This is a genomic window from Aureispira sp. CCB-QB1 (assembly GCF_000724545.1).
GTDB lineage: Bacteria > Bacteroidota > Bacteroidia > Chitinophagales > Saprospiraceae > Aureispira.
The window spans coordinates 1-13,345 of record NZ_JHBV01000030.1 but is presented as its reverse complement, the minus strand read 5'-3'; the positions used below and the strand labels follow the sequence as shown (position 1 = coordinate 13,345).

Annotated in this window: 11 protein-coding genes; 4 read left to right on the top strand and 7 right to left on the bottom strand. The window is 35.3% G+C overall.

Translation table 11 applies throughout. From position 1 onward, the window contains the following. Positions 1–34 precede the first annotated feature (34 nt). Positions 35–1,138 (top strand): lysylphosphatidylglycerol synthase domain-containing protein, encoded by a 1,104-nt coding sequence (locus CG11_RS14600; protein WP_052597473.1) that lies wholly within the window; start codon positions 35–37, stop codon positions 1,136–1,138. A 66-nt stretch (positions 1,139–1,204) separates the two neighbouring features. Here the strand turns inward: CG11_RS14600 and ade are convergent, their stop codons facing one another. The 3 genes from ade to CG11_RS14585 form a co-directional block, all read right to left on the bottom strand. Then, entirely contained in the window at positions 1,205–2,827 is a 1,623-nt protein-coding gene (ade, locus tag CG11_RS14595; RefSeq protein WP_052597472.1) for an adenine deaminase, read from the bottom strand. A gap of 328 nt (positions 2,828–3,155) precedes the next feature. Further along, a complete protein-coding gene (locus CG11_RS14590; RefSeq protein WP_052597470.1) occupies positions 3,156–4,046 on the bottom strand; it encodes a hypothetical protein in 891 nt (296 codons plus the stop codon). A gap of 74 nt (positions 4,047–4,120) precedes the next feature. Continuing rightward, positions 4,121–5,035 carry a hypothetical protein gene (locus CG11_RS14585; protein ID WP_052597467.1) on the bottom strand — a complete coding sequence of 305 codons (915 nt, stop codon included), beginning with the start codon at positions 5,033–5,035 and terminating at the stop codon, positions 4,121–4,123. Between the two features lie 487 nt (positions 5,036–5,522). Between CG11_RS14585 and dnaK the strand changes: the two genes are divergently transcribed. The 3 genes from dnaK to CG11_RS14570 all read left to right on the top strand — a co-directional run bounded on the left by dnaK (position 5,523) and on the right by CG11_RS14570 (position 10,235). Further along, positions 5,523–7,385 carry a molecular chaperone DnaK gene (gene dnaK, locus CG11_RS14580; RefSeq protein WP_052597465.1) on the top strand — a complete coding sequence of 621 codons (1,863 nt, stop codon included), beginning with the start codon at positions 5,523–5,525 and terminating at the stop codon, positions 7,383–7,385. Between the two features lie 179 nt (positions 7,386–7,564). Next, positions 7,565–8,314: a metallophosphoesterase family protein gene (locus tag CG11_RS14575; protein WP_052597463.1), complete on the top strand. Its 750-nt coding sequence runs from the start codon at positions 7,565–7,567 to the stop codon at positions 8,312–8,314. 418 nt (positions 8,315–8,732) lie between these two features. Next, the gene (locus tag CG11_RS14570) at positions 8,733–10,235 is read left to right on the top strand and encodes a WG repeat-containing protein (RefSeq protein ID WP_052597461.1); all 1,503 of its coding nucleotides are present in this window, start codon (positions 8,733–8,735) and stop codon (positions 10,233–10,235) included. Between the two features lie 16 nt (positions 10,236–10,251). Here CG11_RS14570 and CG11_RS14565 read toward each other — a convergent pair whose 3' ends face one another. From CG11_RS14565 to CG11_RS14550, 4 genes are all read right to left on the bottom strand, one after another. Next, complete coding sequence (locus CG11_RS14565) at positions 10,252–11,334, bottom strand: leucine-rich repeat domain-containing protein (RefSeq protein ID WP_052597459.1); 1,083 nt, start codon at positions 11,332–11,334, stop codon at positions 10,252–10,254. Positions 11,335–11,388: 54 nt separating this feature from the next. After that, positions 11,389–11,961 (bottom strand): nicotinate (nicotinamide) nucleotide adenylyltransferase, encoded by a 573-nt coding sequence (gene nadD, locus CG11_RS14560; protein ID WP_052597457.1) that lies wholly within the window; start codon positions 11,959–11,961, stop codon positions 11,389–11,391. A 294-nt stretch (positions 11,962–12,255) separates the two neighbouring features. Further along, complete coding sequence (locus CG11_RS14555; protein ID WP_156039786.1) at positions 12,256–12,621, bottom strand: hypothetical protein; 366 nt, start codon at positions 12,619–12,621, stop codon at positions 12,256–12,258. A gap of 172 nt (positions 12,622–12,793) precedes the next feature. Continuing rightward, the coding region (locus CG11_RS14550; RefSeq protein WP_156039785.1) for an energy transducer TonB at positions 12,794–13,345 on the bottom strand (552 nt) is incomplete at its 5' end.

Here is a 13,345-nt window from a genome sequence, read left to right as displayed (position 1 = left end):
ACAGAAGATTAGTAAATTCTTGTAAATTTGCAACATGCATACAAATACAACATCATCGCTATCTATTAAAGGTAAAGGCTTTCTTTTTAAGTCGTTAGCACAACATAAATTTTTTGTACGTATTCTAAAACTGACATTGGTTATTGTTTTGGGAGCTATTCTATATCATCAAATTTTTGGCAGAGAAGATTTGACCTTGCAAAAATTAGGAGTAGAATTTTGGCAGCATTTGTCTTGGAAAAAAGTTCCTTTATTGATGCTTGTACTTGTATTAATGCCTTTGAATTGGTTTTTTGAAACTCAAAAATGGCTAGCTTTGATGCGTAAAATTGAATCTATTTCATTTTTCCAAGCCCTAAAAGTAGTGCTAATCGGATTGAGTTGTTCTTTGTTTACACCCAATAGAGTAGGAGAGTATGGAGGACGTGTAATGATGGTATCTCCCCAAAACCGCTTATTGGCTATTTGGGCAACAATGGTTGGTATTTCTAGCCAATGGATTGTTTTGGTTGTTGGAGGATGGTGGGGATTGATGGGCGCATTTTATGGGGGACTTATTCCTATCCATGAAGCATTGTTAAGTAGCTTGATCTTAGTGGGTGGAGTCGCATCGAGTTGTTTGTTGGGAATCTATTTTAATCTACGAAAAATTGTGCCGTATAGCATGAAGTTTAAATGGACAAGAAACTGGGCGATGAAGATGCAACGTTCTTCTTTTGATTATTACAATAACAAAGAATTAATAGAAGCCTTAGGCTATTCAATAACACGTTACTGGATTTATTCTTCTCAGTATGTTTGCCTGCTTTTCTTTTTTGGATTTGATGCGAACATTTTAAGCGCTTTTTTGGGGGTCATAATCGTCTATTTATTGCAAACAGGAATACCGTTACCACCCTCAACAGGTCTATTGGCAAGAGGTAATATTGCCGTGTTAATCTTGGGATATTTGACTGTAAAAGAAGATGCATCAATGGCGATCTTGTCTGCTACGTTTAGTCTTTGGATGATCAATGTTGTGTTGCCATCTGTTGTTGGGGCTTTTTTGATTGCTCGCTTGGGATGGAATGAAAAAGAAGCTGAAAGCGAGGAGCAAATGCCTGTTACTTCTAGTAGGGAATGCACTATTCAGCCTTAGTAAAGGAATAGGAATACAATAGCCCATTCATTTTGGAACGAACTATTGTACCCATTATAGATAGCTTTATACAAATAAAGGCGTAAATTTGAAATCACCTCCATCAAATAGCCCTTTGTCACTTAATTTTAATCTAGGAATAACCAACAAAGCCATAAAAGATAGTGTCATAAAAGGGGCTCTTAGACTACAGCCCAATTGCTCCTTTGAAAATCGGTCAATTGTAGAATATAAATTGGCGACAAGCTCACCTTCATCGGTTGACATAATACCAGCGACAGGAAGTGGCAAAACGTGTTCTTGTTGAGAACCAATTGCCGAAATACCCCCTTTGTTTTTTATAATTAAATTAACTGCTTTACAAATGGCATCATCATCTGTTCCGACCGCAATAATATTGTGAGAATCGTGTCCTACACAAGATGCCAATGCCCCTTCTTTTAAATTAAATCCATTGATAAAGGCAACAGCGGGAGGTGTATTGGAATAACGATTCACAACGACCATTTTGAGAACATCTGTTTCGGTGTTAGATATGGTATTGCCCTGCTCAATTTTGGCAGGGGCTTCAAAACTTTCAGTAATCAAGGCGCCATCAATTGCTTTGATCACATGAAGGGTTTCTGTTTGAGGAACACAGACAAACTCTTTAGCCTCTTTAGGGTAGGTATTGAAGTTATTAATAGCTACTTCATCCACTCTATGAATAAGTGATTTACCGTCTTGAGCAACAAGTTGCCCATTGATATAGGTAGCTTCAACTTCAAAATTCTGTAGATCTTTTACAATGGCAAAGTCTGCCCAATCGCCCACTTGTAATAATCCAATATCTAAATTGTAATGTTGTACTGGGTTGATGCAGGCAACTTGAAGGACATCAAATAAGGGAATACCCTGTGCCACTGCTCTTGCTGCTAGTTGGTTGATATGACCCAACATAAGGTCATCAGGATGTTTATCATCCGAACAAAACATAACGTTAGCTGTATGCTCGGGAAGTATAGAAATTAAGGTGTCAAAATTTTTAGCAGCAGAACCTTCTCGAATGATAACTTTCATACCCAAGCTGAGTTTTTCCAAGGCTTCTTCCAATTCAAAACATTCGTGATCGGTACTAATACCTGCCTGAATGTATTTTTGAATTTGTTCCCCTCGAACACCTGGAGCATGCCCATCAATAGGTTTGTTAGCAGCCTTGGCAGCTGCTAGTTTAGCCATAACCATGGGATCCTCAAAAATTACCCCAGGGTAATTCATCATTTCTGCCATATATTTGATGTCGTTGTCCGCCATCAATGTTTTGATTCCTTCCACATCAATTTCTGCCCCTGCTGTTTCAAAACTAGTAGCAGGAACACAAGAAGGAGCCCCAAAATTAAACTTAAAGGGCACTTTTTTCCCATTTTCAATCATATAATAAACCCCTTCAAGCCCCATTACATTAGCAATTTCATGAGGATCAGAGACCGTTCCGACGGAACCGTGAATGACTGCTAAACGGGCAAACTCAGAAGGAATGAGCATAGAACTTTCTATGTGCACATGTGCATCGACAAATCCAGGAATAGCATAGCCTTCCACTGATTCATTAATGGGAGTAATTTGAGCTATTTTTTTGTCCTTTAGCTCAATTTTAGCAGCAAAGATGGTTCGATTGTTTATATCAACGTAATTAGTTTTGATTATCATACTTAGTCCAATTTGAGTAGTTTGAGAGACAAAAAGTTAAATCCAAATTTAATTAAAATAACTAATCGTTTAGAAAATATACAAGTAAACTGCATTTCTTTTTGTACGATTTTTTATCAAAAAACATCTTGGGGGCTACTGTATCGTAACATCGAACTGTTTCCTCTTTGCTTTTCGATTAATACTATAAATAAACTTAGTTTTTATGCTCATCTACTTCAACAAAAAAGGTTGCATTCATTGAACACAACCTTTGATTTATATTAAATGTATTGTATAATTCGAGTCTTAAAACAGCGCTTTTCCTAGTCGCTGCTTACGGAGCAATTTAGGCAATTTGACTGATGTTTTGTAATTTTTCTGCCAAACCTTCGATAGATTCAATTTGGTCTTTGTATTTAGATAATAACTGAGCTGCTTTGTTGCTAATACCGCTAGTTAAGGTATCTAAATTGCTATTAGATTTTTCTCCTTGTTTTGCTCTAATTTTGTCAATATGAGGTTGAAGTTTATTCTGAATAGTTTTAGCCGCTTCATTAATTTTTTTAGCCGCTTCTACTTGTTTGTCTTTATCAGAGCTAGAAATGAAAGTCTCCAATTGAGGCATCAATTCTTCAATTTTATTCCAAGCAGAAAGTATTACCTTAGGCTTTTTAGAACTGTCTACTTTTGCAACTTGATCGTAAATCTTTTTAGCCTCTTGGAATGCGCTTTTCAAGTCACCTAATGTACTTAGTTCCGTTTCTTCTTCAAGCGTATCGTCCGTGTTATTATTGGGTTCAGTCTTAGTTTCAGGTTCAAGCTCTGTATTGGTATCAATTTCAGAAGCATCTTCTGATGTACCCGTTACATTTAGTTTTAATTTAATTGTTTTGTCAAATAGCTCGTTCAATTCTTCTACAATGACATCTGCTGTTAGACCTCCTTTTTTGATTTCTAAAGTGATTTCACCTTTGCCTTGAGTTGCTTTTACCAAAGAAGTCCATTTAACTAAGTGGATACTCTTGTCTTTTTTTAATGCTTTATAGGCTTTGTCTGCTTCGTCCCATTTTAGAAAAGGAATAAAAACAGCAATTTTCTTTTTGCTACCAAGGTTATACTTTGTAAATACTAGACCTGCTTTTGCTTTTTTTACAACAGCTGTTTTAGCGTGTTGTTTTTTGTATTCTGCATATTTTAATGCTTGAAATGCCTTAAAGTCAAATAATTCCTTTGCCATTGGTTTTTATGTTTTTTTAAGTGTGAATGTTAAAATTACAGATAAGAGTAATCCATGAAGCAAAATGCTATATTTTATCCAAGTGTTTTAAGGTTTACTCGTTTCAAAATTGTTTTTATTTCAGATCGGCGTTCATTCATTTTTTCAACTACTCCTAGTAGTGATTTTTTTAATGTTGCCCTACTTTCTGCTTTGCTTTTTTGTGAATGAATTCTTGATTCTAACTCTTTCCATTGAGGTAATCCAGATTCCAAAACTTTTTTCTGAGAAGTAAAACTATTTCTAGTTTTTTCATCGGTTTGAGTTAATTGCGCTAAAAAAAGATGCCCTGCTTTTCGAAGCGCTTTTACAAAAGCAGCATCGTTATTGGTGGTTTCTCTCTTTTTATAACGAGGCATGACATCCTTTACCAATTTTTCAATTCCCCGTTTTAAGTTTTTGGCTTTATCTACAATTTCCTCTGTACTAACCAGTACCGTTTGATTGTTTTCAGTATTCGAAGTATTGGGGTCAACAACCTGTTCTATTTTCGAAGGATCTTCAGAATCGACCATAAGAGGAGCATCTAACCAACGAATTTCATCAATTAATTTTAATGAAGTACGTTGCATTTTTTTTAGTGTCCTCATGACACTAGCTTTTTTGCCTTTAGCTAGCGATAAATTGGGATAAAGACAAAGTACTTTGCTGCCTTTTTCGTTCAAAATAAAACAAGTTCCCATCGAGACTTTTGTCTTATCAAATCCTTCTTGCCCTTTTCCTGCTGCCTTAAATAGCATTTTTTGCGTTGCTGTGGGTGTACCAAAAACTAGTAGATGCTCATCAGCAGTATAATTCTCACAAAAGAAATACTCTGTTGTTTGCTCAACATGCGTCTTTTGAATCAGTATGTTTTGTATACCTTTATAATACTTACTCAAAAAGCCAGTATCAAGATTTCTACTTTTTATTTGATCCGGTTTGAATTTGGTTAGAATATTAAATGCCACAGTAAAATGGGTTAAAAATGATTGATAGAAACAATTACCTACAAAGCCCAATACTCCAATAGGTGGACTTTAAGAATTCGAGTAAATTTAAGAAAAAAAAACTGAAAAAACAAACCATTTTTCTTTTTCTATTGGAGAGGACACTGCCTTATATTAAAAATAAAAAACTAAAAGAAGAAAATGAAGCATAAAAACTAGAAGGAGAATTTCATTTTGTTAAAGAAGAACAAATGTTTTTAGACCAATAGGTTTAAATTATAGTTGGTTCTTAGTACTTTTGTGGCTAATTCATATAAGATATCAACAAACTTGTGTGATAATATGTTGTCTGAAATACAGCAGGCAAACTTTTTAGTTTAAACAAAACTGTTCTTTGATAAATAATGTGTATTTATATATAAGTAGTTCGTTGATTTTTTACGTACTATAATAATAGTAAAAACATGATTTGTACAAGAACCAACAAAATGAGAACAAATAAAACGTTATGGCAAAAATTCCAATAGACTTAACGAAGGGAACATTAAAAGAAGTAGAAGTACCAAAAGAAAACGTTATTATTGGTATAGACCTAGGAACAACAAATAGTTTAGTTGCTTATATGTTAGATGGAACGCCGACTGTTGTTACGGATCATATTGGTAAAAATGCCTTAGTCCCATCTATTATACATTTTGAAAATGAAAATTCTGTAGTGGTAGGGCATGATGCGATTGAAAAATTAGTGACAGATCCAGAGAATACTATTTTTTCGATTAAGCGATTGATGGGAAAATCGTATCAAGATGTGGAAGACTATAAGCGCTTTTTTTCTTATCAAATTATTGATAATGAGGTAGAAGATAGCTTGGTTAAAATTAGGATTAAGGATAAATTTTATACGCCAATTGAATTGTCGGCAAAAATTTTGGCACAACTCAAACGACGTATTGAGAAAACGCTTGGTGCTGAGGTGACTCGTGCCGTTATTACAGTTCCTGCTTATTTTAACGATGCCCAACGTCAAGCAACACGGGATGCAGGGAAATTAGCAGGACTGGATGTCTTGCGTATTGTCAATGAACCCACTGCGGCAAGTTTGGCATATGGAATTGGGTTGGATGCAGATGATATTAAAACGGTTGCTGTTTATGATTTGGGAGGCGGAACATTTGATATTTCTATTCTTAAGATAGAACATGGTATCTTTGAGGTGTTGTCTACAAATGGAGATACTTTCTTGGGAGGGGATGACTTTGATCGTGCGATTCAGCAATATTGGATGGATACCTACAAATTTGATACAGATAATAATGCCGCACTGACACAAGAACTTCGATTAGCAGCAGAAGCAGCCAAAAAATCTTTTGCAAAGAAAGCTACTTTTGAAACAACTATCGCTGGAATTACTTGCCAAATGACCAAAGATCAATTTGAAGAAATGGTGCAACCTTTGGTACAACGAACTTTGGCAGCTTGCGAAAATGCACTCAAAGATGCAGAGTTAAGTATTAGAGATATTGATGAAGTTATTATGGTAGGTGGCTCGACTCGAATGGATTTAATACAGCAACGGGTAGGACAGTTTTTTGATAAAAAGCTTAACAATACGCTTAATCCAGATGAAGTTGTTGCTTTGGGCGCCGCAGTGCAAGCGGATATTTTGGCAGGAAATAATCAGGATATATTGTTATTAGATGTAACGCCTTTGTCGTTGGGAATTGAAACAGTAGGAGGGCTAATGGATACCATTATAGCGAGAAATACAAAAGTTCCAATCAAAGCTGGTCGTCAATATACTACTTCGGTAGATGGGCAAACCAACCTAAAAGTAGCTGTATATCAAGGTGAACGTGATTTGGTTGCTGATAATAGAAAGTTAGGAGAGTTTGTTTTGCGTGGCATACCTCCAATGGCGGCAGGAATTCCCAAAATTGAAATTCATTTTCTGTTGAATGCGGATGGTATTTTAAAAGTTCGGGCAAAAGAATTACGCTCAGGGGTAGAGCAAACAGTAGAAATGCGTTCTCCTTATGGGATTTCTGAAGAAGAAATGGGGCGTATGCTATTAGAGTCAATTCAGAATGCTAAAGGAGATATGGCTGTACGGGCGTTGATTGAGGCTCGTACCGAAGCTCAAAATGTCGTATTGGCTTCTCGTAAATTTATCCAACAAAATGTCACCATATTGACCAAAGAAGAGGTAGAGAAGACAATGGAGTTGGTAACAGCTCTTGAAACAGCTTCTAAGGGTGAAGACAAAGATTTGATTCATCAACGAATGGAAGAACTAAACGAATATACAACGCCATTGGCACATCGAGCTTTGGATGCTAATATCGCCAATGCGATGAAGGGAAAAAAACTATAAACAGAATAGTTGTTAAGAAAAGGAAGGGAACTGTTTGCAGTTTCCTTTTTCTTTTAATAATAGCTCATTAAGATAATAGCTCATTAAGGCAAGCAACTTCATGTAGTAGCAAGCATCGTTGAATTTATCTATACTTTTTTATGCCATTGATTTAAAAACTGATATCTAAACACATCAAAATGGAATATAAAAGAACATTAGTTATCGGAGATATTCACGGCAGTATTGATGCACTAGAAAGTGCTTTGAAGGCAGCCCATTATTCTCCTAGCGAAGATCGAATTATTTGTTTGGGAGATTATATTGATGGTTGGAAGTATTCTTATGAGGTGGTAGATAAGTTGATTGCGTTGCAAGCAGCATCGCCCTTTGAAAATATTTACTTGAAAGGGAATCATGAAGAATGGTTTTTGGAGGTACTGAATCAAAATTTTGAACAATTTAGAGTAGATCGATTTATAACTACCAAATACAGAGACTGGATGCTGAGTGGTGGTTTGTCTACCTATCTATCTTATGCGCAACGAAGTGATGCGGAAATTTTGAGGCATAAAACGGCATTTTTTGATAAGTTAAAATTATATCACATCGAAAACCAAAAATTATTTGTACATGCTGGTTTTGATTATCAAATGGGCTTTGAAGCATCGTTGCAATTTTATCCAGAGTCGTTGCTATGGGATAGAACCTTGTTTCGAAAAGTGGTACAATTATGGAATTTGGAACAGGAGGGGGCTTGGGTTGATAAAAAAGTAACAAAAATAGATCAATTTGAGAAAATTTACATCGGGCATACGCCAACGATTAAGTATAATTGGTCGATTCCACAAAAAATGGGTAATGTTATCAATCTAGATCAAGGCTGTAAGACAACAGGGGTTTTAAGTATTTGGATAGAGGAGCAAGACGTTTTTTTTCAGAATAAGTAAGGAGGCTTTAAATCTAGTTTTAGAACTTGTTCTTACTTACTACAAATCTGCTCAATGCTCCCCAAAAAGACATTATCACGAATTGGTTTTATGAGAAATTGGAAAATGCTATTTTTTAGCTATACAAATTAATTCGTGATAAGTAAGTGGACAGAAAAAAGTATAGTTAAAAATGTAATTGTTTTTAGTGCTGTTCAAAGAAAAGAATTGAAGTTTTAGCGGGCTAAAACGAGATTTTTTGATGAAGAACAGTGCAAAAAGAATTCTATTTTGCCTATAAATTTTTATGAACGATTACTTAATGTCTAATAAGCGCCATAAAAAAACAAAACACATACTAGTTTTAATATTAAGACGTTTTTTATTTTACCAAGGATTGGTACATTTATAAAATCAAGGACTATAATTTTAAATCGATATGCATTATAAAATCAGTATTTTTTTTACCTTATTTTTTACGTTACAAATAGCTGTCGCACAGCAGGATTCTAGTAATTATCAAAAAAAATATGCCTTTCAAATTAAAGACCCAACAGAAGGTTTGGAAAAAGGGCAGGAGTTTTTGTATGTAGATGGTATTTATAAAGTTTGGGATGGAGAGCGATTTAATTGGGGATTTTATGATGATAAAACCAAAGAAAAGTTAACCAAGGCTAAGTATGATACTATAACTTATCGTTACTTGCATCAAGAAAAAAAAGGTTTTTATAGAATCAAAGAAAATGGCAAATGGGGAATGTTGGGGGACGATCGTAGCGTTTGGGTGCCTGTACAATACGATGCTTTAAACTATATATCTAAACGTCAACATCCTTATATCAGTATTGAAATCGGCGATAAATATGGTGTCCTAAATACTGATGGAACCCCTGTTTTAGAAGCGATCTACGATGATATTTTGTTTGATGGTTACCGTTATAAGGTCAAAAAAGGAGCTAAGTGGGGGCTAAAAAATGCCAAAGGAGAGGAGTTAATTCCTACTTGTTTTGATCAAATAGGGGATCACCAATATATTAGCCACACTCGTGTGAAAATTGGCAAGAAATGGTCGGTTTATAACTGGATTAAGGATAACCCTTGTCAGACAGAAAAAAAATACGATGATATTGATTATTTCTCTCGTTACTTTGTGGTTAGAGAACAGGGTAAGTTTGGTTTGTTAGATATTAATGCAAAAGAAATTCTGCCTTTTGAATATGATTTTATGTCTCCATTTTTCTTGAAATACTTGAATAGTGTCTTGGTAGGGAAGGATAAAAAAGTAGGCTTGTTGAGGATAGATACTAGTGACCAAGTACATACTGCGGTACCAATTGAATATAGCGATATTTGGATTGATGAAAATAACTTTAAACTAAAAGTTCGATTAGGCGATAAAATCGATTATTATTATAATGATCAAACGCTTTTTGATTTGGCGTATAACGATGTGCAATACTATGAAGATATTAATCGTGTGATGGTCAAAAAAGGCACTAAATGGGGGATGTTAACGGTAGAAGGTGAACAAATTATTCCCATTGCTTATTCTAAAATTCATGTTATGAATGCCAATCAGTTTATGGTGCAAAAGGGGACTAAATGGGGAGTGTTAAATGGGCAGGGAAAGGAAATGATTCCTGTTATTTATGATCAATTTGATTATCGACCTAAAAAGAAATTTTTCTTTGTCTTAAAAAATGGTAAATGGGGGATTGTCTCGATTACCAAAGGAGTTATTTTGCCTCCTAAGTATGAAGATATGTATGCGCTTCCGAATAGAACTTATATGGTCAAAGTAAAAGGACTTTGGGGAGTTGTAGCTGCAGGAGGACGTGTCATTGTTCCAGCTGAGTATAGTTCTTATAAATACAAATATAAAAATAAAGAAGTAGTTTTGATACACCCAGATGGTCATGTTAAAAAATACCCGCTTCGGTAGAAGCATCGGATACTATTCATTCATTTCCAATAGTACGAATAGTAGTTACGGTATTGCCTCTAAGAAAGAGCGTTGCCATTCCTTTTTTTCCATAATATATTTTGGTATTGGGCAGCCATTTTTGCAATGTTTCTTCTACAAAAGCACGGTTCCTTTGTTTTTCTTCGTGCCACACCAATATTTTTAGATTTTTTAATTTTTGAATGCTTTGTGGGAGCGTTTTACGACCAATAAATGAAAGGTCTAAGGCAATAAGATCGGGAACATTCGCCAAAGCATTAAATGCTTGATTTAGGTTGATGACACGATTCCCATTCAAACTCAAAACTTGAAGCTTTGTCATATTTTGAATGCTTTTAGGCAAGCTTCGTATGGGGAGTTTCTCCAAAAACAATTTTTCAACGTTTGACATTCGAGTTAATACCATAGGAAATTTAGTAAAGTTATTGTAAAACTCAGACATTCCTGTGTGTAGATTGCTGATGTCAACTGTTTTTAAATTGGTTAAATTTGAAAAGTAATTGGGTAGCGAATTTAAGCGATTATCAGCCAATACCAATTCGTCAATCTGTGTAAGCAATGATAAACCCATAGGGAGTTGTAACATGCCATTGGACGAAAGGTCAAGCTTTCTAAGTTGTTTGCAAGAAGCCAAATTAGGGTTGAGGGCTTGAACCCTATTGTTGCTCAATGATAGATACCTTAGGTTGGGATAGTTGGCAACTTTATTGGGGATGTAGTAGATGTTTTGATAGGATAAGTCTAAATGTTTGGTGCGTTCGTAAGCATTATTTTGATAAGGGGTTGCAATATTTTGATAGACCTTTCTCAATGACTTTCTACTGCCATGTTGTAAGGCATTCAGTTGCAAATTTCCAAAAAAATTCTTTGTGTCAGGAAGCTTGGGCAATGACTTAATATAAAGCTCTTGAGCAATGGTATCTTGTATGATTTCAGGAATTGCTAATAAATTTTGTTCCCATGCTGTTAAGCTATCTGTGATAGATGGACTAGGAACCTCCACAACCGTTGATGTCGATTCTGCCGATTGGCAAGAGCAGCAACAATAGTATAGCCAAAAGATAAAAAAATAGTGCATGGAGTAATTTCTAGAAGTTGAAAAGTTAACAAGAGCCATCACGATATAAAAATGTTACAAGTACATTCCCGATTGTTCTATTTCTTCCAAAACTTTATCAGGAACCCAATATCGAATAGACTTACGCTCTTTAATTAATTTTCTAATAACAGAGGAAGAGATTTCCATCAAAGGGGCTTCCACCATATGAATACTAGGATGTTCTTGTAGGGCACCTAAATCATAATTAGGACGACTATAGACATAAATTTCGTAGTTAGCTAAAATGACTTCGTAATTTTTCCATTTATGGAAAGACCCTAAATTATCTCCACCCATAATCAATACAAAATCATGCTCTGGGTGTTTTTCTTTGAGATAGGTTAGAGTATCAATGGTAAAAGAAGGTTTGGGTAACTCAAATTCAATATTACAAGATCGTAACTTCAAATGTCCCTCAATACTTAGGTTGACCAAATGCAATCGATCATAATCATTCGCCAAAGTAGCCCGTTTTTTATGTGGATTGTGTGGGGTAACTACCAGCCAAAGTTCTTCCAAAGGAGTATTTTCTACAATGTGATTAGCAATGATTAAATGTCCTGTATGAATGGGATTAAAAGAGCCAAAAAAAAGTCCTATTTTCATGTATTCTATTCGTTTTTTCAAAAATACGAAAAAAAGGTGAGTTTATGGTCTAATACCAATCCATATTCTAAGCATGGATTGGTATTATAATTGGCTCTATTCTTTTAGATAGGGTCTTTTGATTCAATGAAAGAGCAGTTTTCTTTTGACAGAGACCACTTTTTTGATATTACGAATAGACGAATCAACGACCACGAAGTAGCAGCAAACCCAGCTTGCTGGCTGATGACCGCAGGGAGTAACTAAGCTAACTGCTAACAAGATAGCATTGTTAATTCTAGAAATATGAAAAGTTTATTCTGGAGTGCCATTTTGAATCCAACAGTAGATTTTTTGCAAGTCAGAAGTGCTTAATTGAGCTTTTCCTTCTGGCATTCTACTATAACTGCCTTCGTGCTGCATACTTCCCATAAATCTTGCTCTAGAAGATTCTGAAACAACAGCACCATAGTTACTAAGGTTAATCCCATCGGCTTTTGTTGTAGCATCATGACAACCACTATAAGCACAGTTAGCATCCATAATAGATTTTATATGATTGGTATAGGTAGGAGCAACAGCCGTACAATCATAGGTAATGGCTTCGGTTTGACAAGAGGAGAGGGAAAGAAGGACGAAAGACAAGCCTATAAAAAAAATAAGAATTTGCTGATTCATCATAATTAAAACAGTTTAGATAAAAGAATTTGTTTACCTAAAGTCGTTTGCTGTTTTTTTAATCCCCTAAAATTTGTCTTTATAAATTGTTTTCTTGTTGGCAAGAAGGTAAAAAAAAAAGTGCTTCCCATTAATTGAGAAGCACTTTTTATATCGTTACTATTATAAAAATAGTTTAGTTTAATTTGAATCGAACAGGCAAGTTGTATTTTACACGTACAGCTTTACCACGTTGTTTTCCAGGAGTCCATTTTTGAGGCATTCTATTCATCATGTTAATGATTCTTAATGCTTCTTTTCCACATCCTCCTCCTGGATCACGCAAAATCTTAGCATCTTTGATAGAACCATCTTCCATAACGGTAAAACTTACAACAGACATTCCTTCAATTCCGTTTTCACGAGCCATAGTAGGATAGCTGATGTTTTCGTAGATGAACTTCAATAATTTCTGATCCGCACAAGCTTTTTTTGCATTATTGTCACCTGCTTGATCTTCACAACCAGGGAAGCGAGGCATTTGCTCTACAATTGTAAAGATTTCTGGCTCTGGCTCTGGTTCCGGCTCTGGTTCTGGCTCCGGTTCTGGAGCTGGACCATCTCCATAAGGACCATCATAGTCGGTAGGAGTATCATTAATTTCTGTATCCTCTTCTATTTCTTGATCTTCCTGTTCCACTTCTTCTACTTCTTCCTCCACTTCCTCGATTTGAGCTGGTGGCGGTGG

What these genes read in the sequence shown, in the direction of transcription:
- nadD (WP_052597457.1), bottom strand. Translation starts at nt 11,961, where the DNA reads ATGAAAATAGGACTTTTTTTTGGCTCTTTTAATCCCATTCATACAGGA.
- CG11_RS14600 (WP_052597473.1), top strand. Translation starts at nt 35, where the DNA reads ATGCATACAAATACAACATCATCGCTATCTATTAAAGGTAAAGGCTTT.
- ade (WP_052597472.1), bottom strand. Translation starts at nt 2,827, where the DNA reads ATGATAATCAAAACTAATTACGTTGATATAAACAATCGAACCATCTTT.
- CG11_RS14555 (WP_156039786.1), bottom strand. Translation starts at nt 12,621, where the DNA reads ATGATGAATCAGCAAATTCTTATTTTTTTTATAGGCTTGTCTTTCGTC.
- CG11_RS14570 (WP_052597461.1), top strand. Translation starts at nt 8,733, where the DNA reads ATGCATTATAAAATCAGTATTTTTTTTACCTTATTTTTTACGTTACAA.
- CG11_RS14590 (WP_052597470.1), bottom strand. Translation starts at nt 4,046, where the DNA reads ATGGCAAAGGAATTATTTGACTTTAAGGCATTTCAAGCATTAAAATAT.
- CG11_RS14575 (WP_052597463.1), top strand. Translation starts at nt 7,565, where the DNA reads ATGGAATATAAAAGAACATTAGTTATCGGAGATATTCACGGCAGTATT.
- dnaK (WP_052597465.1), top strand. Translation starts at nt 5,523, where the DNA reads ATGGCAAAAATTCCAATAGACTTAACGAAGGGAACATTAAAAGAAGTA.
- CG11_RS14565 (WP_052597459.1), bottom strand. Translation starts at nt 11,334, where the DNA reads ATGCACTATTTTTTTATCTTTTGGCTATACTATTGTTGCTGCTCTTGC.